The sequence below is a fragment of the Aeromonas sp. YN13HZO-058 genome (assembly GCF_001921245.1).
GTDB classification, from domain to species: domain Bacteria; phylum Pseudomonadota; class Gammaproteobacteria; order Enterobacterales; family Aeromonadaceae; genus Aeromonas; species Aeromonas allosaccharophila.
This window is the reverse complement of record NZ_MQSY01000042.1, coordinates 1-25,691: the sequence shown is the minus strand read 5'-3', so window position 1 is coordinate 25,691 and position 25,691 is coordinate 1. Positions and strand designations below refer to the sequence as shown.

The window sequence follows — 25,691 nt, the reverse complement described above, 5'->3', positions numbered from 1 at the left end:
GCGTGAAGCCAAGGCCACAGAGGTATAGTGTGAAAAAAGCCAATAAAAACAATGCCAGTCAGGCTTAACTGACTGGCATTATGGTTTGAGGCCACACTTTTCTGTTTTATCCCTGCCAGCCAGGGAGGCAGTCACTACATCCCTGGCCAGTAATTTACTTGCCGAGGATCTCGGTCAACATCCGCTCCACACCGACGGTCCACTCCGGCAGCACCAGCTCGAAGGTGCGCTGGAATTTACTGGTATCAAGGCGGGAGTTATGGGGTCGTTTGGCCGGGGTCGGGAAGGCGCTGGTCGGCACAGCATTGAGCTGCGTGACTGCCAATTCAACCCCAGCCTCTCGGGCTTTGGCAAACACCAGCTGGGCGTAGTCAAACCAGGTGGTGGTACCGGAGGCAATCAGATGATACAGCCCTGCAACCTCGGGTTTGCGCTGCGCCACGCGGATCGCATGGGCGGTGCAATCGGCCAGTAACTCGGCTCCGGTCGGGGCGCCGAACTGGTCATTGATGATTGACATCTCGCTACGCTCTTTGCCAAAACGCAGCATGGTCTTGGCAAAGTTGGCGCCGCGGGCGGCGTAGACCCAGCTGGTGCGGAAGATCAGGTGACGAGCGCAGAGAGCAGCCCCCTGTTCCCCGGCAAGCTTGGTTTCGCCGTAGACGTTGAGCGGGGCGGTCGCATCGGTTTCCACCCAAGGGCGCTCACCGCTGCCATCGAACACATAGTCGGTGGAGTAATGCACCAACCAGGCACCCAATACTTCCGCTTCTTTGGCTATCGCCGCCACGCTGGTTGCGTTGAGCAGCTCGGCAAACTCTCGCTCGCTCTCCGCCTTGTCGACTGCGGTGTGGGCCGCGGCATTGACAATCACGTCCGGCTTGACCAGACGTACCGTGTCGGCCACCCCTGCCGGATTACTGAAATCACCGCAATAGTCGGTGGAGTCAAAATCAACGGCAGTGATGCGGCCCAGCGGTGCGAGTGCACGCTGCAGCTCCCAGCCGACCTGACCGTTTTTGCCAAACAGCAAAATATGCATCAGGTACGCTCCCCGTAATTCTGCTCAATCCAGGATTGGTAGGCACCGCTCTTGACGTTGTTAACCCACTGCTGGTTATCCAGATACCACTGCACAGTTTTGCGAATGCCAGATTCGAAAGTTTCTTGCGGTTGCCAATCCAACTCGGCGCTCATCTTGCTGGCATCAATGGCATAGCGGCGATCGTGGCCGGGACGATCCGCCACATAGGTGAATGGCTCGCGGTAAGAACCCGCTTTGGGCACCATCTCGTCAAGCAGATCACACACGGTATGCACCACGTCCAGATTCTGCTTCTCGTTGTGACCGCCGATGTTGTAGGTCTCTCCGACTACTCCCGTGGTCACTACCTTGTAGAGTGCGCGCGCGTGATCTTCTACATAAAGCCAATCACGAATTTGGTCACCCTTGCCATAGACAGGCAGCGGTTTGCCATCCAGCGCGTTGAGGATCACCAGCGGGATCAGCTTCTCGGGGAAGTGGTAAGGACCGTAGTTGTTGGAACAGTTGGTGACGATGGTCGGCAAGCCGTAGGTACGGCGCCAGGCACGCACCAGATGGTCACTGGAGGCTTTGGAGGCCGAATAGGGGCTGCTGGGGGCGTAGGGGGTGGTTTCAGTAAAGAGCGGCAATGGCTCACCGGCGGCGACTTCATCCGGATGGGGCAGATCACCATATACCTCGTCGGTGGAGATATGGTGGAAGCGGAAGGCCGCCTTGCGCACCTCGTCCAGACCGTTCCAGTAAGCGTGTGCCGCTTCCAGCAACATATAGGTGCCGACGATATTTGTTTCGATAAAGTCAGCCGGCCCTGTGATGGAGCGGTCAACGTGGCTCTCGGCGGCCAGATGCATCACAGCATCAGGATTGTGCAGGGCAAACACCCGATCCAGCTCGGCACGGTTGCAGATATCCACCAGCTCAAACGCATAACGCTCGCTTGTCGATACATCGGCCAGGGATTCCAGATTGCCGGCATAGGTGAGTTTATCGAGGTTGACAACGGCATCCTGGGTATCACGGATGATATGGCGCACAACAGCAGAGCCGATAAAGCCTGCGCCACCGGTAACGAGAAGTTTCAACATATCTGGGCGAGAATCTCTATGAGGTCAACTGACCAAACATGGTTGGAAGTGCCCCCTGACAGGCCATTTTCCGTGATGAGAGCAGAGGATACTATCGACCAATACTGGCCATTGATGATGGACATGTCGTCCTTCTGTCCATCATCTGGCCACCATTCACAGGAGATCACGGGGCATGCCATAAGACAAGTCGCTTAATGCATTGGCTGATGACTCTCTGAATTAAGAAAATCAATGTCCTCAACCACACTCAGGCACGGTTCATACGGCAAAGTGTTTTTTGCCTGCCACACCAGATCACAGATCCCGTCAGTGGGATTAAAACCGGTCGGCATACTTAACAGCAGGCTACGGATCTGTTCATGATCAAAGCGGAAACACGCGCTATCAAGCTCGGCCAAAAACACCCGTAGTTGTGGCCAAGGCAGCATTAACTCAGAGGCTTTCATAATCCGGGGGTGGGCCGTACCCTCAACCTGCTCGCCAATTAGCAGCTCTTCAAACAGCTTCTCACCAGGGCGCAAGCCGGTGATCTTAACCTCGATATCACCAGTGGGGTATTTGTCGCTCTTGAGCTTCAGGCCACTCAAACGGATCATCCGGTGCGCCAAATCGATGATTTTGACCGGCTCCCCCATGTCCAACACAAACACATCCCCCCCCTGCCCCATGGCGCCAGCCTGGATCACCAGCTGTGACGCTTCAGGAATGGTCATGAAATAACGAATGATGTCAGGGTGAGTCAAGGTCAAGGGGCCACCATCCCGAATCTGCTTGCGAAACAGTGGCACAACAGAACCAGACGAGCCCAGAACATTACCAAAACGCACCATGCAAAAACGGGTTTGCTGCTGTGCAGCAGCCAACGATTGCAGCACCAGTTCGGCTAATCGTTTGGTGGTACCCATAGTATTAGTGGGACGCACCGCCTTATCAGTCGAAATCAACACAAAGGTTTCAACCTTGGCCCTGATAGCCGCCTGTGCACAATAAAGAGTGCCAAAAACATTATTGCGCACCCCCTCTACCACGTTGTATTCAACCAAGGGGACATGCTTGTAAGCAGCTGCATGGTAAACCGTCTGAATTTGAAAGGTACTCATAACCGCTTGCAAGCGATGTTGCCGCTGCACCGACCCCAACAATGGCACTATCTCAACCAGCAACCCTTCTTGCCGGCTGATTTCTTGCAGCTCTTTATCAATGGCATATAGGCCATATTCAGAAAGCTCAAACAACACCAGTCGCGCAGGTTTGCAACGGATTATCTGGCGACATAATTCAGAGCCGATGGAACCACCCGCTCCCGTCACCATCACCCGTTTGCCAGATATATTGGCATTGATCAGTTCAGGGATCGGTGCAACAGCATCACGCCCCAACAAATCCTCAATACTGACCTCTTTAAGCTCATCGATATGAGCATTCCCCTCAACCAGATCTGCCATACCAGGAATAGAGAGAACCTCACATGGACACTGCTCCAGTCGATTGATCACCGCTTGCCTGACACTACGCGACGCACTCGGCATAGCCAGCAAGATTTTTTTAATATCAAAGCGCTCAATCAACGCCTCGATAGCGTCAGTACTGTAAACGTTCACCCCCTGAATCACGGTCTTAACCAATGCGGAGTCATCGTCAACAAACGCCACAGGCAGGTACTCCTGCCCTTGATTCAACGCAAGTTGCAACTGGCGCCCAGAAGAACCAGCACCGTAAATCAGCACCGCAACACGTTGCTGACCACTACGCTGTACCAGCGCCCGGAAAAACAGTCGCACACCACCGATCAGCAACACTGAAAATGCAAAATAGATAACCGAAACCGTTCTGGGAAGTGGAACTTCCATAAAAAACGCCAGCATGACCAAAGACATGGTGGAGAGGAGAACACCGAGTGACACCGTCCACAACACCTTGAAACCGACATAGCGTAATACTGCGCGATACAGCCCTAACCGCATAAAAATTACGATGGTTATCGGTAGTAACAACGCCAGCATTTGCCAGTGCAGTGCACTCTGCAATGGAATATTGGCATCCAGCCGCACCCAATAACCACCCCAGAATGCCACAGTTAGCAATAGCAGATCAGCACAGACACTAATCCCCCGTTTATAAACACGGGGGATAGCCAAGAAAGAGGTCAACATAATGGCACCATCTCGTTAATAGCGGTAAGTAAAATAAGGTGAAGCAACTAGGTATAATATTATTTCAATCCAACCGCATCGCCCGCACCGCTACCAGTTACCGTCATGATGATATAACGAACGTAGCTAGTTAAATTGAGGGTATCGATCATCTGCCGATCTGTTTGGGCAAGCAACGCAGGGGTCGACATATCGATATTTTGTACCTGTGCCAAGCCAGTAATCCCGGGTAACACCTCATAAACTCCTAAGGCATCACGCTCTTTGATCAGCTCCTCCTGATTAAAGAGATTAGGCCGCGGCCCAACCAAACTCATTTCACCTTTAAGAACATTGATCAGTTGTGGAAGTTCATCAATTTTAGTTTTGCGTAAAAAGACACCTAACTTGGTGATGGAACTTGTGCTCGCCAAGTGGCTCGCCACAGACTGAGTATTGACCGACATGGTACGAAACTTGATTAGCTTGAAAGGTTTTTTATTTTTACCAACTCGCGTTTGTACAAAAATTGGCGATCCTGTATCAAACACACCTAGAACGATAACAATAAGTAAAATTGGCCAAAGCAGTAGCAAACCAAATAGAGCTGCTATGAAATCCAAAAATCTAATCAACATAATTGATCCTCAGTAAAACAGCGTTTTATGCCTTCTTCCATTGATATTGGTGGTTGCCAACCTAATATCTCTTTTGTGTAAGATATATCTACTTGTAAATTACCACATAAACGCTCGATAACTGCCTGCTTTCCAATCAATTTTCCAGCGAGCCTTAACCATTCCATCGGTACCGGCAATAGTCGTGGCGTCTTGCCCACTGCGCGAGCCATCATTTCCAATAATTCAGTTGTTGAAACATCATGATCATCACTAACCAAGAAGGTTTTATTTGCGGCTTTAGGATGATCAATACAAGTTACTATCAAATCAACTAAGTTATCCAGAGCAACCATACTACGCTTGTTGTTGATAGCCCCAAGAGGAAGAGGTAAATTCTTTGATGCCAAATTCAGCATTGCTGCAAAATTAGCTTTCACACCAGGCCCATATACCAGAGGAGGCCGAATGATGACAACCTCCATATTTGTTTCAATAGATAACTCACGTAAACTATTTTCTGCAGCGAGTTTGGAAATCCCATAAGCATCCTCTGGTGCAGGAATATTTCTTTCAGTAAATGGAGAATTAACTCTCGTTGATTCTCCATTTACCTTAATAGAACTGATATAGATAAACCGCTTAACACCATTGACAGCAGCCTGTCTAGCTAAATTCAATGTCCCATCAACATTAATTTTATGATACAGGCAGTATGGATTATCATTTCCTTCATTCATGACATGCGCTCTTGCAGCACAATGAATTATACAGGAGACATCTTTCATGATGTCGCCATACTGTGAATCTCCATCTAAATCAGATAAAAAAAATGCATATTCTTCATCTAGGTTACGACGCCCGATCAAGATTAATTTTTCTCTAGATATGGTGTTTTTTATGTGGCGACCAACAAACCCTGATGCTCCGGTTAATATAATTTTATTTTTCATTTTAATTTAACTTATATATTTTAAAGAATGTATTTACAATATGCTTATGATCAAATTTTTCTATTGCAATTTTACGGCTATATAACGCCATACGACTCATTAATTCTGGTTTGGTAAGTAAATATGTAATTGCCTCAGAAATAGCACTACCAGACTTAGCCTCAACAAGAAGGCCATTTTCACCATTAATAACCATTTGCCGACAACCAGGTACATTTGTCGTAATAATAGGCAAACCACAAGATGTTGCTTCTATTAATGACTTAGGTAACCCTTCTCGGTAGGAGGGTAGACAGGCTATATGAGCATGACTATATATTTTAGCAATATCTGAGCGTGGGCCTAACCACTGAATATAACCAACATTGTGAGCGTTTTGGATATCCTGCACCGACATGGATGATATGTTTCCAGCATCGATATCTCCGACTAATTGCAAGCAGACATCTACCTTCCTTTCGTATAATTTTTTGCCTGCCTCGATATACTCAGCAATACCCTTATCTTTAAGCAACCGAGCAACCAAAACTACCGTAGTACGTTCCGATTTTATATTAGATGGTAAAAACACATTAGTATCTATACCTGCACCATTAACAAGATAAACTTTATTGGCATCGACTATACCTTGGCTTACAAATAGAAGCCTATCATCTTCGTTTTCAAAAACGGCTGATGAGTTGGAAGATGACAATGCAATTTTATATAACTGTTTTACTAATGACCAAATGATACGACCAGATATTTTTTTTGACAAATAGGCAGAACCTAAACCAGTAACCGAGTTACATACTGTAGATAATGTATGCATTTTAAGAGACTTAATTACCAACCCTGTATATACTATTGGTTTCACCGTAAAACAATGAATAATATCAGGACTAAAATTTCGTATTTTAGCTCGTAGCTTAATAATAAATGAAAGCTCACTAAATGGATTTACTCCACTTCGAGATAACGGGATGTAAATAAAGAAGAAACCCCTTTTTTCAATGGCATCTTTTTTAAGCTCATCTCCAGCGATCACATAAACAGTGTGGCCTAGCTCAGAAACTTTTTCTGCTAATGTAAGAAAATGAGAACAGAAAAAAGATGACGAGTTGACGATATACATAATTTTCAATTTTCATTCTCGCCCAGAGTTAATTCATTAAAACACGTTGTAATCACCATTATATATTCTAAGCCAGCGTTCACATACCGAGGATAATGAATAATTATCTTCGATACGTTTTCTGGCCAAGCTTCCAAGATGGGTACGTGTGTCCAAGGAAAGTGCTAGTGCGTCGCTCATTGCAGATGCTAATTTCTCACTATCTTTTGGTTGTACTAAAAATCCGGCATCTCCAACAACTTCTTTTACTCCACCACAATCCGTTGCTACTACAACTCGCTCACATGCCATTGCTTCGGCGACGACTAGCCCAAACCCCTCCCATGCAGAAGAGAGTACAAAGAGATCTGCCACACTCATCCACTCATTTACATCTCGTCGTAAACCAAGAAAATGAACTCGGCTACTTAAGCCTTGTGAGATCACTCTTGCCTTAAGATTATCTTCACCGTCTCCAATGCCAATAATGGCTAGTTGTGCAGCCCCATACACAGGAGGCAGAGAAGCAAATGCTGTGAGCAAATTAGGATAATCTTTTGCAGCAGTGAAGCGGCCCACAGCCAGCAACAGGGGGATATGATCAGCGAGGCCCAACTCCGCACGCAGCCGCTCACGGCTAATGGAATTATATCGAAAATGTTCAGTATTAATACCATTGTGTATTGCAATCATTCGTCCAACAGGAACCGCGCCTTGTTGAACGAATGCATCAACGGCCTCTTGACTAACATTAGTGCTTATATCACATAAGCGATCTGTCAATCGATAAGCAAGTATTCTTTCCTTCCCTCCTTCATTCGTGCTATGGGCTGTACAAACTAATCTTGGAATGCCAGTTGTCAATCGCAATAAACGAGCAAAAATATTTGCATGCACCATATGGCTGTGCACAACATTAGGCTTGAACTCATTTATCAAACGGCGGACTGATTGATAGGCCTTGATAAATCCAAATGGTGTTTTAGCCATCCCTAGCTCAATTAACTTTACTGCTCTCGATAGAGGGTGAGTAACTGACTTTCCCGTTAATGAAACAAGCACTACTTGATGTCCTTGGGCTGCGAGATCATCTGCCAAGTCACATACTTGGCGTTCAGCCCCTCCCATACCAAGGCCAGTAATTATAAATAATATTTTCATCGAATTAACTTCATTAATATTTTTCTGAAACAACCTCTTAGAATTCGTATTGTATCAAGAAAATTAAATTTTTTTCTTGATACGGCAGCTCTTTCAGTTTCCAAAGAGCTTCGAAAAGTCAAAAAATCCTCAAAAACAAGTAATGGCCGACAATGAGCAATTTTTAATTTTACCTGTTCTTTAAAAAACAGCCAATCATCAGCCACCGTAGAGACTCTACCATCATCAAAATAAGCTAACATTTTTTCAGCACTAGAACGCCTAATCAAATATGATACTGTGCCGCAAGTCCAGTTCCGCCAAGGCAACCCAATTAATGTATCGCCTGATTGTGTTAATTTACTTAAAGGCTCCATTTTGTAAAAAATGGACTCTTTATCTTTAGATAATTTTGAATAACCCAAGATAAGTACATCAACATCTAAACAATCCACTGATGTAATTAGGTCAGCAATATTTTGGGAATTCAGTCTATCTATATTTGCATCATCTTCAATAATCCATGCCCAGTCAGAATCACTTGAAAAAATAAAATTCCTATAGCATTCTAGATGACTAAGAGCACAACCGACTTCACCTTTCGTCATTGCTCTTTTTATCGAACTTAGCGTATCAACTTTAATATGTGTTTTTGCAATATCATGAGAGACATTTCTGAGATCAACTGCATCGATGAAGTGAAATTTAACCTCAAGCCTATTTAGTTGTTTCTCTATAGACTTTCTTCGTGAAAGTTCATCTTCCAATGATACCACATATGTTTCATATATCATTTTTCACCTTTTTTTCAATCCAAATATTCTTAAAATGATAAACCAAGACTATAAATATAGGAATCGAAAAATAAAACGCAAAGAATCCAAATCTATTAGCCATCACAATGTTATTTTTTAATAAAACCACAAGCATTGCTTGCACAAACACAAAAAAAATAAAGCCATTATTTCTTTGGGATAAGAAAAAAAGATATCCAGAAAGAAATAACAACAAAAATGCTATCAATTCTGCTAAATTACTTACTTTAGCGACAGCATCATATTCACTGCTGCTATAAAACATCAACTTTCTATTTATTTCGTAAAAATCAAATAAATTAGCAATTTTAAATATTAAATCTACAACCCACGAAATTATATCGACACCGGATAAAGCAAGTAAGATGAGAGGAAAAAACACAATGAAGAAAACTAATCGATGTTTAAAAAATCTAACCGTTATCTTGTTTGATATCATAAACCAAAACACTGAAGATAAATGAGAGGAAAAAGATAACAGCAGCAAACCAAAAGACACTAACTTACTTGGATCTTTTCTTTTATTATATAACAAAAATAATATGTAAAACAATGCAGCATTATACTGTCTAATTAAAAACACTGCATTATCTATGAATAGCGGCGTCAAAAAATAAAAAAAAACGCCTATAAATAAAAAATTTGACCTTGAATAATAACCTAGTAAAAAAACAATAGGTGTCCAGAACAAAAGACAAATAAATATAAAATCTCTAAAACTACCACCTAAGTAACTAACTACCCACATCATAATTGGGGTTAGGAATTCAACACCATAAGGAAATGGATACTGTTGGATTTCATTAAAGTTGTACATGTATTCAAGGGTATCTCCATGAAAATCACTAGTCATAGAGAAATAGCCACAAAAAGAAATGTAAATAATTACATTGACTATGCCTAATGCTAAAAAAACATATGACCGCCTACGTTCTATATTTTCTCTTATCATTTTATCTTATTGACCATATTTCCAAATATTTACTGGCTATCAGAGCTGGTTCATGGTTCTCTATTATAAATTTCAAAGCATTTATTTTTATATCATACATTAATTTTGGGTTATTTATAATCTCTTCAAGGGAATCACATATAGCATCACTATTTGGCACCGCATTTACACCTATATCAGGGTGTATATTACTATCTTCAAAACCAGAAAAAACAACGCAGCCATAAGCCATCCCAATTAGTGCATTCACCCCTCTGTCATAGCTATTAGTCTGGTCAAGAAATATATCTGAACAATTCAATTTAGATATATAATCATGATAAGGGACTGATGTGACTACTTGGTAATCGATATTTTCTTTTTTATAAGAGATAAGTTTTTTCACTGCATCATCAAAAATATAGTTCCCCTTTTTTAACTCTCTGCCTAATTGCCAACCATGAAATATCCTGATAACTCGACAATCACTATCTTGACAACTCTCCAATTGAATCAACTTCTCTTTAGCTTGAGTTATCAATGATTCAGATAATGGAATTCTTATAATATCAGTACATTTCTCGCTATTTTCGTAAGCTTTTTGGTAATCAAGGAGCCCTGGTATTATTTTTTCTGAAAATCTCTCGGCCGTTTTTTGGAGCGTTTTAAAAAAAAACCCATATTTATATCTTAATGAATAAGAGTATTTAACTGCTGTTTTTAGTGTAAGCCAATTGAACGGGGAATATTTAAACCCCCCAGTTAAACATGCATCAACCCAACGAGTATCATCACCTAATGCACATAAAAATAATGACCTGTTATTCTTTGATAGTTTTTTTATAAAAAAAATGTTCGCTATCGAACCAAAAGCTTCAATAGCTACAGGATTTATTATTTGAACTACATCATATCCTTTCAAACTATTGATTTTTTTAAAGTTCAAAAGATAGCATATAAGCCCTTTCACTCCTAAGTATTCAAGTATCAACTCGTATAACAGTCCAATTTTTCCAGAAAAATGCTTTCGTTTAATGGTTATATCTCTAGGGAAATTTTTATATGAATCTCCATCAGATAATGTTAACACAATATGCCCTTGCGACCTCAACGCATCAGCTAAATTAGTATGAACTCCTGAATACTCACCGACTAATAATATTTTCATTCGTATTTCTCGGCATTTACATAAATGAACTACGCACAATCATAATTAAACAATATTGTTTAATATAAAATCATAAATTACAGCAAGACGAGTATATCGTTCAAAATTAATAACTGTAGGGTCATACATAAGCTAATCATCTATAATTGAATGGCGACATTTTTTATAAAATCCTCAGAGCCAACAAACATTATTACTTTAGTAATTAGCTTTCGGAGCAAACTCTAAGTGATTAGCTATGTTAAAACAAATTATGTGGAATTTAGCTTTGATTAACGGGCAATTCTTTTTACATTTAAGAAAATGATTAAAAAGTATATGGAATAGCTCGTAAAGTAAGCTGTCGTCACACCTTTTATTCCGGTGTAGCTAACAAATATGTAGGACAAAACCACGAATGATAAGGCGAATGCGATTTCAGTTCCTATAAACCACTTCGTTGCGCCACGGGATAACATCGGATAGGCATACAACCAACTGGCAATTTTAACCACATCACCACAAAGTTGAACGGCAAAGAGATCGCGAGCAGCATTAAATTCCTTAGTAAATAGCAGCAAGATAGCAACATCACGCAGCAAATAAACACTTAATGCCAAGATGACAACAATAGGTAACACAATTCTAGCTGTTTTATGGATCTCACTCACAATGGCATCAACGCCTACCAATGATGAAAGGCGTGGTAAATAATAGGTTCCCAATGCTATCGTGATAACGCCAAGGTAAACCTCTGATATTTTCCATACAGCCTGCCATTGGCCAGCAGCTTCCCAGCCAACTTGGTCGATCAGAATATTTCTGACCAAAACTAGAGATATCGGAACCGTCAATGCTGTAGTGATAGCCATCAACATGTAGCTACCGATCGCCTTTCTGGCTTCTTTATCGGTCGTCCCCCACCAATAACGCACTTTAAACCAGGGTTGCCGCAGGTTAGCTGCCAACATGATTACGCCAATTAAGGCCGCCTGTACTGCCGTCGCTAACAAGGCTCCTTTGATATTGGTCTGGATGATCATGGTCAACATTACAGCACCAGAGATCAGGACTGATAACATCCCAAGGCTGACATAACGACGATACTGTTGTTGACCATTGATCACTGAATTACATAACGTACCTATTGCTGAAAGCGGCAGCACTGCCACGGTAACAATTACGATCCAAGCAAGGGTTTTATCTTGAAATAGCCAGGCTGCAATATGATCTGCTAACAATACTCCAACAGGTATTGTAATTGCAGAAATGATCAGAACCCATTGCAGTGACGCTCGCCACCAAGGGGTACAAGTTTCAAAGCCTTCACCTTGTTTTTCTGCCGTATAGCGAACAATACCGCTACCCACTGGCGCATTGATAATGCCATTGAGGCTACTCACCATATTTTGGACTTGTCCCAACATTGCCATACCGGTGGGACCGGTATAAACAGCCACCACCTTGGCAATCACAAACCCCATTACCATTCTAAGCAACGTTAGAAGCCCCGTCATAGCAGTCACTTTTAGCAAAAGCTTCATATCTTAAAGCCGTTTACCGCATCAATCACCTTTGCCACCGCCTCATTGCTCATGGTCGGATCCATAGGAATCGACAATACCTGCTGGTGAATTTGTTCGGTCACTGGCAATTGACAATCCCGGAACTGCAGATAAGCCTGCTGCTTATGTGGGGGAATAGGATAATGGATCAGAGTTTGAACCCCTTGCCCAGTCAACCACAGCTGCAATTCTTCGCGAACCTCAGTGTTCACCACAAATAGATGCCAGACATGAGCACTTTCTGCTTCAACTCGGGGCAATGTCACCAACGGATTATTGATTCCAGCGCGGTAAAACCGGGAAATTTCTTGACGACGCGCAGTTTCCTTCTCCAGATAAGGTAATTTCACTCGCATCATCGCGGCCTGGATCTCATCCAAACGGCTATTTACCCCTTGATAGAGGTTTTCATATTTTTTGTGAGAACCATAATTGCGCAGTGCCTTCAGTGTCTTGGCCAATTCATCATTATTCGTGGTGACGGCCCCAGCATCGCCAAGTGCCCCCAGGTTTTTGCCGGGATAGAAACTAAAACCGGCCGCGTCGCCCCAATTACCGGCACGCTTGCCATTAATTTGTGCCCCGTGGGCCTGAGCACAATCTTCAAGCACCAACAAGTCATGCTCCTCGGCAATGGCCATCAGCTCAGGCATGGGGGAAAGCTGGCCATAGAGATGCACAGGTAAAATGGCTTTGGTATTAGGGGTAATGGCTGCGCGAACCAGTGCTGGATCGAGGTTGTAGGTATCCTTATTGGGCTCAACAAGCACTGGCACCAGATCGTTTTCGGTAATCGCCAGTACAGAGGCAATATAGGTATTGGCCTGAACAACCACCTCATCACCGGCCTTGAGTTTACCCAGTTCTTTCCAAGCTCGCAGCACCAAAATCAAAGCATCCAAGCCATTAGCCACACCAATGACATGTTTGGTACCACAATAAGCAGCAAATTCAGTTTCAAATTGGACCAGCTCATTGCCCATGATATACCAGCCGGAATCAATCACCCGCGCACAGGCATCTTTGAGTTCTTGCTGATATTGGTTGTTGATTGCTTTTAAATCGAGAAAGTTGATCATATTACTGCTCTATATATTTAATTATTTTGGCCGGATTACCCACCACGACAGCGTAAGCAGGTACATCTTTAGTCACGACGCTACCAGCACCAACCATTGCATATTTCCCAATAGTAATCCCAGGCAATAAAGTCGCATTAGCGCCGATGGAAGCGTGCTCTTCAATAGTGATCCTAGAAAATTCGTCTGGGTACACTTTAGAACGAGGCATTTTATCATTGGTAAAAGTGGTACAGGGGCCGATGAATACATTATTACCAATGGTAGTGCCATCCCAGATATAGACGCCAGATTTAACGGTTACATTATCTCCAAGTACCACATCGTTTTCAATCAGGGTATGGGCACAAATATTACAATTACGGCCAATGGTGGCCTCTTTCAGGACAACGGCGAACTGCCAAATCCGTGTGCCTTCACCTATATTGTTGCTTTGTACATCACTGAGCGAATGAATGAACATGGGTATTAGCCGCCTCAATAAATTGTGTATAGTCGCGGATATAGTCTGACTCATCATAAGGCTGATCAGCCAACACCATCAGCACACAATCCTCAGAAAAGTCGTACATCTCGTGCCACTGCATGGCATCAATTAGCAAGCCTTTATCTGGCGTTGCCATGATCACCTCTTGTTTATCTTTGCCATCATCCATTACAAAGCGGCAAGAGCCTTTTAAACAAATCGCGACTTGTTTAAGCGCCTTGTGGGCATGAAAGCCGCGAGCGACGCCTTGGACGGTGCCATAAATGTAATAAACCCGCTTAATATCAAATGGGATCTGGCGGTTTGCTTCTAAAGCTACTAACGCACCACGCTCATCTCCTAGCGCAGGAAAATTAATTAGATTAATCAAGCTCATTGCAATCCCTATTATTTATTTAATAAATCAAACAAATATTGGCCATAGCTATTTTTCGCCATTTCATTTGCAGCATCGCTGAGTTGATCATCCGTTAGCCACTTATTGCGCCAAGCGATCTCTTCCAAGCAAGCAATTTTATAGCCTTGACGTTTTTCTATGGTTTCTACAAACGAAGCTGCGTCGTGCAGACTTTCATAAGTGCCGGTGTCGAGCCAGGCGAAACCACGCCCCAGCAATTCGACATTAAGTTCACCCGCATTGAGATACATCTCATTAAGGGTGGTGATTTCCAGCTCACCCCGTGCGGAAGGCCTAACCTGTTTGGCCAGCTCCACAACCTTGTTATCATAAAAATAGAGGCCGGTAACGGCAAAGTTAGACTTGGGGTGAAGCGGTTTTTCTACAATACTGATGGCTTTTTGTTGCTTATCAAATTCAACCACACCAAATCGCTCTGGGTCTTTGACTTGATAACCGAACACAGTAGCACCAGTTTGGCGCTCTGCTGCCCGTTTTAAGATTGGCGAAAATCCTTGTCCCCAAAAAATATTATCGCCCAAGGCTAAACAGACGCTATCTTGGCCAATAAATGCTTCGCCAATCAAAAATGCTTGCGCCAAGCCATCGGGGCTTGCTTGTACTGCGTATTGCAGATGAATCCCAAAATCGCTTCCATCACCTAGCAAACGTTGGAATGATGCTTGATCATCTGGGGTGGTAATAATCAAAATTTCCCTGATGCCAGCCAACATTAATACCGAGAGAGGGTAATAGATCATGGGCTTGTCATAAACGGGCAGCAATTGCTTAGAAACGCCCATAGTAATAGGGTAAAGGCGAGTGCCTGAGCCGCCTGCCAGAATTATTCCTTTCATTATTTTTCTGCTCCGTACTGCTGATCAATCCAGGATTGGTAGGCACCGCTTTTAACGTTGTTCACCCACTGCTGGTTATCCAGATACCACTGCACTGTTTTGCGAATTCCAGACTCGAAAGTCTCCTCAGGCTGCCAAGCAAGCTCACAGCTCATCTTGCTGGCATCGATGGCATAGCGGCGATCGTGGCCGGGACGATCCGCCACATAAGTGATTTTGTCGCGGTAAGAACCCGCTTTGGGCACCATCTCGTCCAGCAGATCGCAGATGGTATGCACCACGTCCAGATTCTGCTTCTCGTTGTGACCGCCAATGTTGTAGGTCTCCCCGACCAAGCCAGTAGTCACCACCTGGTAGAGCGCGCGCGCGTGGTCTTCCACATAGAGCCAGTCACGGATCTGGTCGCCCTTGCCATAGACCGGCAGCGGCTTGTCATCCAGCGCGTTGAGTATCACCAGCGGGATCAGCTTCTCGGGGAAGTGATAAGGGCCGTAGTTGTTGGAGCAGTTGGTGACGATAGTTGGCAGGCCGTAAGTACGGCGCCAGGCGCGTACCAGATGGTCGCTGGAGGCTTTGGAGGCCGAATAGGGGCTGCTGGGGGCGTAGGGAGTAGTTTCGGTAAAGAGTGGCAATGGCTCACCGGCAGCCACTTCATCCGGATGGGGCAGATCACCATACACCTCGTCGGTGGAGACATGGTGGAAGCGGAAAGCCGCCTTGCGGGCCTCGTCGAGACAGCTCCAATAGGCGCGCGCCGCTTCCAGCAACATATAGGTGCCGACGATATTGGTCTCGATAAAGTCAGCCGGGCCTGTGATGGAGCGGTCAACATGGCTCTCGGCGGCCAGGTGCATCACCGCATCCGGCTGGTGCAGGGCAAACACCCGATCCAGCTCGGCACGGTTACAGATATCCACCTGCTCAAACGCATAACGATCGCTTGCCGATACATCGGCCAAGGATTCCAGGTTGCCGGCATAGGTGAGTTTATCGAGATTGATCACGGAATCCTGGGTATCACGGATGATATGACGCACAACTGCAGAGCCGATAAAGCCTGCGCCACCGGTCACTAAAATTTTCATAGAAAAGATGCTCTTATAACGAGAATTACTCTCATTTGGGAACGACATTAATTGCTCGGGGGAAATACGATGCAGGAACTCAAAGAAGTGCATGGATATTTGCCATCTAATACATATCTACATATCTACATATCTACATATCTACATATCTACATATCTACATATCACCGGATGGCGAGAACGCTCATTATTTGAGCTAATATCGACAAATAACATGGCTACCGCACTGAGTTGCAGCCCCCAGATTGCTGATTTTAACCACGGTTCCCAAGCTGTTGGTCATCATGTCCTCCAGCATTTAATTGTATTTTTTGCTGGTATGCATCGCTAGACGCGCTCACAGATTTCTCGTGATATTGCATACCACACAGACCCGATTTAATGCCGGATTCTATCTCGTATTGCCCCCATATGAACAGCAAAAAATACCTCGTTGGGGGTCAATTTGAAGCTGAACACGAGGCTGATCACAACCAGCTTGAACGCCCTGCTACTTATTTCAACAATCGGTAACACGAACCTCTCGGCAAGCCCAGAAAAAACAGGGCAACCCATGGGGTTGCCCTGTTTGATTGTCAGCCAGACCACACTTGGCTGACGATTTATTGAACGCTATTCAAATTAGCTCAACCTGCATGCCATCAGTCACCTTTTGACTCAACCGCTGCAGCTATGCGCGCCTCTTTGCTCTGATGGCTGGTGAAGTAGCGCATCACCAGCACGAAGAAGAGCGGTACGAAGAAGATGGCGAGCACGGTGGCGCTGATCATCCCCCCCATCACGCCGGTACCGATGGCGTTACGGCTACTGGCACCGGCGCCGGAGCTGATCACCAGCGGCAGCACCCCGAGGATAAAGGCAAGCGAGGTCATCAGGATTGGCCGCAGACGCAGGCGCGCTGCCTCCACCACGGCTTCACCCAACCCCATCCCCTTGTCATAGAGCTCTTTGGCAAACTCCACGATCAGAATCGCGTTCTTCGCCGACAGGCCTATGGTCGTGAGCAGGCCTACCTGGAAGTAGACGTCGTTCTCCAGCCCGCGCAGGGTAGCGGCCACAATGGCCCCCAGTACCCCGAGCGGCACCACCAGCATCACCGAGAACGGAATGCTCCAGCTCTCGTAGAGGGCAGCCAGACAGAGGAACACCACCAACAAGGAGATGGCGTAGAGCGCAGGCGCCTGTGAACCGGCCTGACGCTCCTGGAAGGAGAGCCCGGTCCACTCGATGCCCACCCCTTCCGGCAGCTGTTTCACCATCTGCTCGATGGCGGCCATCGCATCACCGGTACTCTTGCCGGGCGCCGCTTCACCGACGATCTCCATCGCCGGCACGCCGTTGTAACGCTCCAGACGCGGCGAGCCAAAGCTCCACTCGGTGCTGGCAAAGGCGGAGAAGGGCACCATCTGGCCAGCGGCGTTGCGCACATACCAGAGCTTGAGATCTTCCGGGTTCATCCGGAAGGGGGCATCCGCCTGCAGGTAGACCTTCTTGATCCGGCCCCGGTCGACGAAATCATTGACGTAGGATGAGCCCCAGGCTGCGGCCAGGGTGTTGTTGATGTCCGCGATGGAGAGCCCCTGCGCCAGCGCCTTCTCGTAGTCGATCTTGATATCGAGCTGCGGCGTATCTTCCATCCCGTTCGGGCGCACCCGCACCAGATTGGGATCCTGCGCCGCCATGCCGAGCAGCTGGTTACGCGCCGCCATCAGCTTGTCGTGACCGATGCCGCCGCGATCCTGCAGGAAGAAGTCAAAACCGGTCGCCGTACCCAGCTCCGGGATCGGAGGCAGGTTGAAGGCGAACACTTGCGCCTCCTTGATGCTGAACAGATAGCCCATGGCGCGACCGATAATGGCATTGGCGCTGCGATCCGGGCTCTTGCGCTCGCTCCAGTCCTTGAGCTTGATAAAGGCCATGCCCGCATTCTGGCCACTACCGGCGAAGCTGAAGCCCGACACGGTCAGTACAGAGTCAACGTTATCCTTCTCGTTTTTCAGGAAGTAGTCGCGCATGTCAGCCAGCACCACCTCGGTGCGCTGCTTGGTCGCACCTACCGGCAGTTGCACCATGGACATGATGACACCCTGATCCTCTTCCGGCAGGAAGGAGGTAGGCATCCGCATAAACAGCACCGCCAATACCGCCAGCATGGCACCGTAGATCAGGCTGTAACGCACGCCCTGCTTGATCACCTTGCGCACGCCGCGCTGATAGCGGTTGGTACCGGCATCAAAGGCCCGGTTGAACCAGCTAAAGAAGCCACGCTTGGCACCAAACTCGCCATGTTTCATCGGCTTGAGCAGGGTGGCACAGAGCGCCGGAGTCAGGATCAGGGCCACCAGCACCGACAACACCATGGCCGAGACGATGGTCAGCGAGAACTGGCGATAGATGGCACCGGTCGAGCCGCCAAAAAAGGCCATCGGCACGAACACGGCGGAGAGCACCAGGGCGATCCCCACCAGTGCGCCGGTGATCTGGGTCATCGACTTGCGGGTCGCTTCCAGCGGGGAGAGATCCTCCTCGCTCATCAGGCGCTCCACGTTCTCCACCACCACGATGGCGTCATCCACCAACAGGCCGATGGCCAGCACCATGCCAAACATGGTGAGGGTGTTGATGGAGAAGCCAAACGCCGCCATCACCCCGAAGGTACCGAGCAGCACCACCGGCACCGCAATGGTCGGGATCAGGGTGGCGCGGAAGTTCTGCAGGAACAGATACATGACGCAGAACACCAGGAAGATCGCCTCGATCAGGGTTTGCACCACCTCCTCGATGGAGATCTTCACAAACGGCGTGGTGTCGTAGGGGTAGACGATCTTCATGTTGGCCGGGAAGTAGTCCGACAGCTCGTCGAGCTTGGCGCGCACCTTCTCGGCGGTATCCAGCGCGTTGGCGCCGGTCGCCAGCTTGATGGCGACCGCCGCGGTGGACTGGCCATTGTAGAGCGCCTCGGCGTCATAGCTTTCACCCGCCAGCTCGACCCGGGCCACGTCTTTGAGCCGGACCTTGGAGCCATCCTGATTCACCCGCAGCAGGATGTCGTTGAACTGCTCCACGGTGGAGAGTCGGGTCTGCCCCATGATGGTGGCGGTGAACTGCTGATCTTCCACCGACGGGGTGCCACCCAGCTTGCCGAACGCCACCTGGGCGTTCTGCGCCTTGATGGCCGCCTGCACATCCCCCGGGGTCATCTGCACCCGGTTGAGCTTGTTGGGATCGAGCCACACCCGCATGGAGTACTGGCTGCCGAACAAGGTGATGTCACCGACCCCGTCCAGACGGCTCAGGGGCTCCTTGATGTTGGAGACCACATAGTCCGCCAGATCGTCGTTGTTCATGCTGCCATCGCTGGAGATGAACGCCGCGACCATCAGGAAGCTGCTGGAGGTCTTCTGGACCCGGATCCCCTGCTGTTGCACTTCTTGCGGCAACAGCGACATCGCTTGCTGCAGCTTGTTCTGCACCTGCACCTGGGCGATATCGGGATCGGTCCCCGGCTGGAAAGTCAGGGTCACCGACACCCGACCCGCGGAATCAGACTGGGAGGACATGTAGAGCAGGTGATCCAACCCGGTCATGTTCTGTTCGATGATCTGGGTCACCGAGTCTTCCACCGTTTTGGCGGATGCGCCCGGATAGCTGGCGGAAATGCCGACAGCGGGCGGCGCAATGCTCGGATACTGGGCGACCGGCAATTTGATGATGGCCAGGCTACCCGCCAGCATGATCACCAGCGCGATCACCCAGGCAAAAATGGGTCTGTCTATAAAAAATCGAGCCATGAGGCGATTACTCCATCCTACTTGTTGGCCGGGGTGCTGGACGCAGCCTGGGCAGACTGCGCATCGGCGCCCTGCTCAGCGGGATTGACCACGGCGCCCGGTCGTACTTTCTGCAAGCCAGCCACAATTACCCGCTCGCCGGAGGTGAGGCCGGACTCCACCACCCAGTTGCTGCCGACGACCCGGCTCAGCTGCACGTTGCGCAGCTCCACCTTGTTGTCAGCCGTCACCACCATCACGGTCGCGCCACCATTGGGGGTGCGAGTCACGGCAGTTTGCGGCACCAGCAGCCCTTGCGCCCGCTCACCCTCTTGCAGGGTGGCGCGCATGAACATGCCGGGCAGCAGCAACTGATGAGGGTTGGGCACAATCACCCGCAGGGTCACCATGCCGGAGGTCTCATCCACGGTCACATCGGAGAACTGCAACGAGCCCTCTTCGCCGTAAGTGGAGCCATCTTCCAGCTGGAAGGTCACCTTGGCCCCCTTCTGCTCGTCCTGGGTCAGCTTGCCCTCGGCGACCAGTCGCTTGAGGCGCAGCAGATCGGCGGTGGACTGACGCACATCCACATACATGGGATCGAGCTGCTGGATGGCGGTCAGGCTGTCTGCCTGCTGGGCGGTCACCAGCGCACCCTCGGTCACCGCGGATTTACCGATACGGCCGCTGATGGGGGCGGTGATGCGGGTGTAACCGAGATTGATCTCGGCAGTGCGCAGGGCCGCCTTGCTTGCCATGATCTCCGCCTTGGCCTGCTTCCAGCTGGCGTCGGCGTCGTCATAGTCCTGACGGCTGATGGATTTGACCTTGAGCAGCTCCTGATAGCGCTGCGCCTTGAGGCGGGCACTCTGCTCGTTGGCCTCGGCCTTGGCCACATTGGCTTTGGCGCTGGCAACCGCCGCCTGATAGACAGCCGGGTCGATCTGATAGAGCAGATCACCCGCCTTCACATCGCTCCCCTCGGTAAAGAGGCGCTTGAGGATGATGCCGCTCACCTGCGGACGCACTTCGGCCACCCGCAGCGGGGCGCTGCGGCCGGTCAATTCGGTGGTCAACATCAGCGGGCTGCTCTGCAGGGTCACCACGTTGACCGCCGCGGGGGGCATGCCGCCCTGTCCCTGGGGCGCACCGCCCTTGTCACCACAACCTGCCAGCAAGCCTGTTGCCAGCAAGGCAAGACCAACTGAACGAGCAAGAATATGTTTATGCATGAAACACCTGAGCCTTTGCCAGTCAATGAACAATCAGGGCCGCATGGGCCCTGTTGGTAAATATTCGCAAGATGAGGCAATATACATACATTCATAAATGTATGTAAGTGACTTTTTGCTTGCATGAGGCACTCATTTCGATGGCCAGACGAACCAAAGAAGAGGCGCAGCAAACCCGCTGCCACATCATGAGCACGGCGCTGGATCTGTTCTGCTCTCAGGGCCTGGCCAAGACCAGCCTGACCGACATCGCCAGGGCGGCCGACCTGACGCGCGGGGCCATCTATTGGCACTTCAAGAACAAGGACGAACTCTTCATTTCGCTCTGGAAAGAGCTCTGCAGCCCCCTCGCCCACCAGCTCGATGCCTGCCTCAATACCGACGAGCCGGATCCGCTGGGGCAACTGCGTCTCTTCTTCGAAGGGGTGCTCCACAGCTTCATTCACAATCCGGCGCAACGGCAGATGTTCACCCTGTTGTTCAATCTCGAATCGCTGGAGGGAGAAGCCATCTCACTGCGTGAACATATCCGCAGCGAGTCAGCCCACTTTTTTCAGGATCTGGAGACGACCCTGGCCAATGCGGTACGCCGGGGCCAGCTGCCGGCTGACCTTAACTTGCAGCGTGCCGCCACCCTGCTCCACTGCACCCTGGATGGCTACATCATCAACTGGCTGCACTTTCCGGGGCGGATCGACCTGCAGAGTGAGTCCAGCTTCCTGATAGAGAGCATGTTCACCATGCTGGCCCAGCCCCACGGGCCCGCCTGCGGCCGCTAACCGGCTCCGGCAACTCCCACACATCTAAACTACAGGGGTCTGACCGCCCACTTTGGCAGTCAGGCCCCGATTTGTTACCCTGTGCGCCCCCTGCTTGAGGTAACCCCTGTGCCACACTCCGACGCCATCCCCGCTTCCCGGCCCTTGAACGACCAGCATGCCCGCGCTCGGGCAGCCTTTGTGGCGCGCCTCAAACCCGGCGCCCATCTGCTCAATGGTCAGTGCGGTACGGGGGAGGATCTGTGCTGGCTGCGTGCAGAAGGGTATGTGGTCACCGCCTGTGACGCCGTGCTGGCCGACGCCAAAGTTGCCTCGCAGCAATCCGGACAAGCGGTGCGGGTCTGCCCCCTCCCACGGATGCACTCGGTGCTCCCTTACGATGGCATCTGGCTGAGTCGCCCGCTTGATAGCGATGCAGCCACTCTTGTCCCCCTGTTGCAACAGCTGGCTGCCCTGCTCAAAGCAGGCGCTCCGCTCTGCTTCCCTCTGCTGCCAGCTTGCGGGATGAACCACGACCAGCAGATCCCGCATCTGCAGCAACTCATCACCACATCCGGGATAGCGCTGCAACTGGCTCCGATGGAAACCGTCTCGACCAACACGCCACAATCCGCAAGCCAAAACGCCAGCCAATACGTCATGTTGCTGCGTGGCGATCATCATGCCCCCTAACGGGCTAATTCATCACGGATTTTCCAGTTCAACGCCAAACCGACTGCCAGTCGGCGATTTTGGCTATCGACAATATTTAACTCGGTGTTAACGCAGCAAAGGCAGACATAACACGGTTTCTGTGTTAAAAAGTTCGATTAATATCAAAATTTAATAACAAAACAGACAATACAACCAACTCCGGATTTCCTTATGAAACTTGTCCTGAAACTCATTGCTGGCATCCTTGCCGGTCTCTTGCTCGGTCTCTACGCCCCTGAGTGGGTGGCGCGCGTGCTGTTTACGGCCAAGACAGTGATAGGTCAGCTGATCACCTTCACCATTCCGCTCATCATTCTGTTCTTTATCATGAGCGGCATCGCCAGCCTGCCGAAAAACTCCGGCAAGCTGCTGGGCAAAACCGTGGCCCTCTCCTACTGCTCCACCATTCTGGCAGGGCTGTTCGCCTTTACCGTGGCGAGCCACCTGATCCCACTGCTCACCACCGCTGCCGAGCCCACCACGGCCACGGCCATCAAGCTCGCCTCCTACGTCAATCTGGAGATCCCGCCGCTGTTTGGCGTGATGTCGGCACTGGCCGCCGCCTTTGTGTTCGGTATCGGCATCAGCGCCACCCAGGCCACCGATCTGCGCCGGGTCGCCGATCAGGGTCGTGACATCATCGACCGTCTGCTGGCCAGGGTGATCATCCCGCTGCTGCCGTTCTATATCGCCGGGGTCTTTGTCGAGATGACGGTAGAAGGCACCGTGTTCGCTACCCTGAAAACCTTCGGCGTGGTGCTGGTGATGGCGATCCTGATGCACTGGATCTGGCTCTCCGTGCTGTTTATCGGCACCGGTCTAGCCCTTGGCCGCTCACCGGCCCAGCTCATCAAAAACATGCTGCCCGCCTACTTCACCGCGCTGGGGACCATGTCGAGCGCCGCCACCATTCCGGTCGCCCTGCAATCGAGCAAGAACAACGGGGTGAGCGACGGCATCGCCAACTTCACCGTGCCGCTGTGCGCCACCATTCACCTCTGTGGCTCCACCATTACCCTGGTCACCTGCGCCACCGCGGTGATGTTCCTCTCCGAGCATCTGGCTATTCCGGGCATCGAGACCATGCTCCCCTTCATCATGATGCTGGGGGTGATCATGATCGCCGCTCCGGGCGCGCCGGGTGGTGGCGTGATGTCGGCACTGGGTCTGCTCACCTCCATGCTCGGCTTTGGTGAAGCCTCCATCGCCCTGATGATTGCCCTCTATCTGGCACAGGACAGCTTCGGCACCGCCTGCAACGTCACCGGTGACGGCGTGATCGCCCTGTGGGCGGATCGCTTCGCCAACGGCAGCGAGAGCACAGCAAGTGCATCCCCTGTGGCCGAGGCCGAACAAGCGTAAGCTCGCCGGGAAGGCAACCGCCATCCGCTGCAAAAAACGCAGGCCCGAACCATGTTCGGGCCTGCGTCGTTTCTGCCACCTTTTCTCCTCTTCCCTGTTCGTCCCTGTTTTTCTCTTTTCCCCTTTACCTCTCTCTGCCGTAAACAACACTGGCGCAGCCCACTGCACCCGACAAAATTATTGGCATATGCCACATACGAGCGTATAAATAGCGTATGCCAATTAGGAGCCACCATGCCAAGACCCAAGATTGCCCGCCAGATCTGTGGCCGCCCCGCCAACAGCTGCTTCAAACCCAACGGCCGCCCCATGCATCAGCTGGAGCAGGTCACCTTAGCCCCTGACGAGTTCGAGGCGTTGCGCCTCGTCGACCTTCAAGGAATGCAGCAGCAGGAGGCCGCCCTGGTGATGGGCGTCTCCCGTCAGACCTTGGCCAATATCCTGAAAAAAGGGCGCTACAAGGTGGTGGAGTGTCTGAGTCTGGGCAAGGCATTGATGATGCAACCCGCCGAGCCCGACCACCAAACCAGTGGAGAAGATCCGAAATGAATCCTGTCACAAACATCCCCTGCAACAGCGCCCTGATGCTAAGTCAGGGCCTGCTGGCCGGCCACTTTACCCGTGCCGAGCAGTTGCAGGTCCTCAGCCCAGAAGGGAATGTTATCACCACCCTGGCCAACCCGGCCGCCGCCGAAGGCTGCCACGGCAAGCAGGGGCTGCTCGACGCCCTCGCCCATCATCAGGTGGGTCAGGTGGTGGTGCGCAATATCGGCGAGCGGATGCTGGGGCGCCTGCTGGCGGCCAATATCCGGGTACTACAATGCCGCTCTGCCCGCCTGCCGCTGCCCGCGCTGCTGGCCCCTGCCAATCTGCAACCTCTCACCGAGGCCAGTCAGGGCCGCCCGTCTCGCCGTCATCAGAGCAAGTCGGCGATCCGTGCCATCCAGCCTGTTGGCGCTGGCCACAGCCATGCCCATTGTCATGGTGGTTGCAACAGCAGCTCAGGTCACTGTTGCGCTAATGGTGGCCATCAGGCAGATAGCTCACGACAAGGCCATACTTGTTGTCACGGCAGTGAGGGCGCAGGCCAACAGGGCGGTTGCTGCCATCATCACTGATGCCATCACAGTGCATGTCATCACCATCAAGGAGAAGAGATCATGTCCATCTGGTTGTTGAGCCTGCTCGCCTCGTTCGTGCTGATCCTGGCCATGGGCACCATCATCTGGTGGCGCCAATACCAACTTGCCCAGAAGCGAGAGGATAAGGAGGTGCGCCCCTGTGGCTGCTCCAGCGCCTGCACGGATCACCTCCACCAGATCAGCGAGCCGACGCCCAAAAAGTAGGCTATGTCCCAATTACGTGTTGCATGGGGTGCCCCAGCGCCTCATGCAAACACGCTTTGATATTCACGCCCCTCCCGT

General features: G+C 49.8%; 24 protein-coding genes. 6 read left to right on the top strand and 18 right to left on the bottom strand.

Annotated features, from left to right (window positions below; all coding sequences use genetic code 11):
* Positions 1 to 154: 154 nt before the first annotated feature.
* The 18 genes from rfbD to BSP75_RS10120 form a co-directional block, all read right to left on the bottom strand.
* Positions 155 to 1,042: a dTDP-4-dehydrorhamnose reductase gene (rfbD, locus tag BSP75_RS10205; protein WP_075113087.1), complete on the bottom strand. Its 888-nt coding sequence runs from the start codon at positions 1,040 to 1,042 to the stop codon at positions 155 to 157.
* Complete coding sequence (gene rfbB, locus BSP75_RS10200; RefSeq protein WP_075113089.1) at positions 1,042 to 2,127, bottom strand: dTDP-glucose 4,6-dehydratase; 1,086 nt, start codon at positions 2,125 to 2,127, stop codon at positions 1,042 to 1,044. Before rfbB (BSP75_RS10200) ends, rfbD begins: the two co-directional genes overlap by 1 nt.
* A gap of 197 nt (positions 2,128 to 2,324) precedes the next feature.
* The gene (locus BSP75_RS10195) at positions 2,325 to 4,286 is read right to left on the bottom strand and encodes a nucleoside-diphosphate sugar epimerase/dehydratase (protein WP_075113086.1); all 1,962 of its coding nucleotides are present in this window, start codon (positions 4,284 to 4,286) and stop codon (positions 2,325 to 2,327) included.
* A 59-nt stretch (positions 4,287 to 4,345) separates the two neighbouring features.
* Entirely contained in the window at positions 4,346 to 4,903 is a 558-nt protein-coding gene (locus tag BSP75_RS10190; protein ID WP_148140682.1) for a sugar transferase, read from the bottom strand.
* Positions 4,897 to 5,835, bottom strand: coding sequence for an SDR family oxidoreductase (locus BSP75_RS10185; RefSeq protein ID WP_075113085.1), 939 nt, complete (start codon positions 5,833 to 5,835; stop codon positions 4,897 to 4,899). The genes BSP75_RS10190 and BSP75_RS10185 overlap by 7 nt, the downstream gene beginning before the upstream one ends.
* A gap of 1 nt (position 5,836) precedes the next feature.
* Complete coding sequence (locus BSP75_RS10180) at positions 5,837 to 6,949, bottom strand: glycosyltransferase family 4 protein (RefSeq protein ID WP_083617135.1); 1,113 nt, start codon at positions 6,947 to 6,949, stop codon at positions 5,837 to 5,839.
* Positions 6,950 to 6,985: 36 nt separating this feature from the next.
* Positions 6,986 to 8,089: a glycosyltransferase gene (locus tag BSP75_RS10175; protein ID WP_075113083.1), complete on the bottom strand. Its 1,104-nt coding sequence runs from the start codon at positions 8,087 to 8,089 to the stop codon at positions 6,986 to 6,988.
* Positions 8,086 to 8,862, bottom strand: coding sequence for a glycosyltransferase family 25 protein (locus BSP75_RS10170; RefSeq protein WP_075113082.1), 777 nt, complete (start codon positions 8,860 to 8,862; stop codon positions 8,086 to 8,088). Before BSP75_RS10170 ends, BSP75_RS10175 begins: the two co-directional genes overlap by 4 nt.
* Positions 8,852 to 9,835: an EpsG family protein gene (locus BSP75_RS10165; protein WP_075113081.1), complete on the bottom strand. Its 984-nt coding sequence runs from the start codon at positions 9,833 to 9,835 to the stop codon at positions 8,852 to 8,854. Before BSP75_RS10165 ends, BSP75_RS10170 begins: the two co-directional genes overlap by 11 nt.
* A gap of 1 nt (position 9,836) precedes the next feature.
* Positions 9,837 to 10,982, bottom strand: a complete 1,146-nt coding sequence (locus BSP75_RS21540; RefSeq protein ID WP_075113080.1) for a glycosyltransferase — start codon at positions 10,980 to 10,982, stop codon at positions 9,837 to 9,839.
* A 272-nt stretch (positions 10,983 to 11,254) separates the two neighbouring features.
* The gene (locus tag BSP75_RS10155) at positions 11,255 to 12,505 is read right to left on the bottom strand and encodes an O-antigen translocase (protein WP_075113079.1); all 1,251 of its coding nucleotides are present in this window, start codon (positions 12,503 to 12,505) and stop codon (positions 11,255 to 11,257) included.
* Complete coding sequence (locus BSP75_RS10150; RefSeq protein ID WP_075113078.1) at positions 12,502 to 13,605, bottom strand: DegT/DnrJ/EryC1/StrS family aminotransferase; 1,104 nt, start codon at positions 13,603 to 13,605, stop codon at positions 12,502 to 12,504. Before BSP75_RS10150 ends, BSP75_RS10155 begins: the two co-directional genes overlap by 4 nt.
* A 1-nt stretch (position 13,606) precedes the next feature.
* Entirely contained in the window at positions 13,607 to 14,068 is a 462-nt protein-coding gene (locus tag BSP75_RS10145; protein WP_075113077.1) for an acyltransferase, read from the bottom strand.
* A complete protein-coding gene (locus BSP75_RS10140) occupies positions 14,046 to 14,468 on the bottom strand; it encodes an FdtA/QdtA family cupin domain-containing protein (protein ID WP_075113076.1) in 423 nt (140 codons plus the stop codon). Before BSP75_RS10140 ends, BSP75_RS10145 begins: the two co-directional genes overlap by 23 nt.
* An 11-nt stretch (positions 14,469 to 14,479) precedes the next feature.
* Positions 14,480 to 15,346 (bottom strand): glucose-1-phosphate thymidylyltransferase RfbA, encoded by an 867-nt coding sequence (rfbA, locus tag BSP75_RS10135; RefSeq protein WP_075113075.1) that lies wholly within the window; start codon positions 15,344 to 15,346, stop codon positions 14,480 to 14,482.
* Positions 15,346 to 16,431, bottom strand: a complete 1,086-nt coding sequence (gene rfbB / locus BSP75_RS10130; protein WP_075113074.1) for a dTDP-glucose 4,6-dehydratase — start codon at positions 16,429 to 16,431, stop codon at positions 15,346 to 15,348. The genes rfbA and rfbB (BSP75_RS10130) overlap by 1 nt, the downstream gene beginning before the upstream one ends.
* Before the next feature lie 641 nt (positions 16,432 to 17,072).
* On the bottom strand, positions 17,073 to 20,222 hold the full coding sequence (locus BSP75_RS10125) for an efflux RND transporter permease subunit (protein ID WP_075113073.1): 3,150 nt from the start codon (positions 20,220 to 20,222) through the stop codon (positions 17,073 to 17,075).
* A 17-nt stretch (positions 20,223 to 20,239) separates the two neighbouring features.
* The gene (locus BSP75_RS10120) at positions 20,240 to 21,433 is read right to left on the bottom strand and encodes an efflux RND transporter periplasmic adaptor subunit (protein WP_042056871.1); all 1,194 of its coding nucleotides are present in this window, start codon (positions 21,431 to 21,433) and stop codon (positions 20,240 to 20,242) included.
* 140 nt (positions 21,434 to 21,573) lie between these two features.
* Between BSP75_RS10120 and BSP75_RS10115 the strand changes: the two genes are divergently transcribed.
* The 6 genes from BSP75_RS10115 (at position 21,574) to BSP75_RS10090 (ending at position 25,613) form a co-directional block, all read left to right on the top strand.
* On the top strand, positions 21,574 to 22,212 hold the full coding sequence (locus BSP75_RS10115) for a TetR family transcriptional regulator (RefSeq protein ID WP_075113072.1): 639 nt from the start codon (positions 21,574 to 21,576) through the stop codon (positions 22,210 to 22,212).
* A 108-nt stretch (positions 22,213 to 22,320) separates the two neighbouring features.
* Positions 22,321 to 22,884: a hypothetical protein gene (locus BSP75_RS10110; RefSeq protein WP_075113071.1), complete on the top strand. Its 564-nt coding sequence runs from the start codon at positions 22,321 to 22,323 to the stop codon at positions 22,882 to 22,884.
* 192 nt (positions 22,885 to 23,076) lie between these two features.
* Positions 23,077 to 24,267 carry a dicarboxylate/amino acid:cation symporter gene (locus tag BSP75_RS10105; RefSeq protein WP_075113070.1) on the top strand — a complete coding sequence of 397 codons (1,191 nt, stop codon included), beginning with the start codon at positions 23,077 to 23,079 and terminating at the stop codon, positions 24,265 to 24,267.
* Positions 24,268 to 24,501: 234 nt separating this feature from the next.
* Positions 24,502 to 24,816, top strand: a complete 315-nt coding sequence (locus tag BSP75_RS10100; protein ID WP_042657840.1) for a DUF134 domain-containing protein — start codon at positions 24,502 to 24,504, stop codon at positions 24,814 to 24,816.
* Entirely contained in the window at positions 24,813 to 25,385 is a 573-nt protein-coding gene (locus BSP75_RS10095) for a NifB/NifX family molybdenum-iron cluster-binding protein (RefSeq protein ID WP_075113069.1), read from the top strand. The genes BSP75_RS10100 and BSP75_RS10095 overlap by 4 nt, the downstream gene beginning before the upstream one ends.
* Before the next feature lie 42 nt (positions 25,386 to 25,427).
* The gene (locus BSP75_RS10090; protein WP_075113068.1) at positions 25,428 to 25,613 is read left to right on the top strand and encodes a hypothetical protein; all 186 of its coding nucleotides are present in this window, start codon (positions 25,428 to 25,430) and stop codon (positions 25,611 to 25,613) included.
* Positions 25,614 to 25,691: the final 78 nt, after the last annotated feature.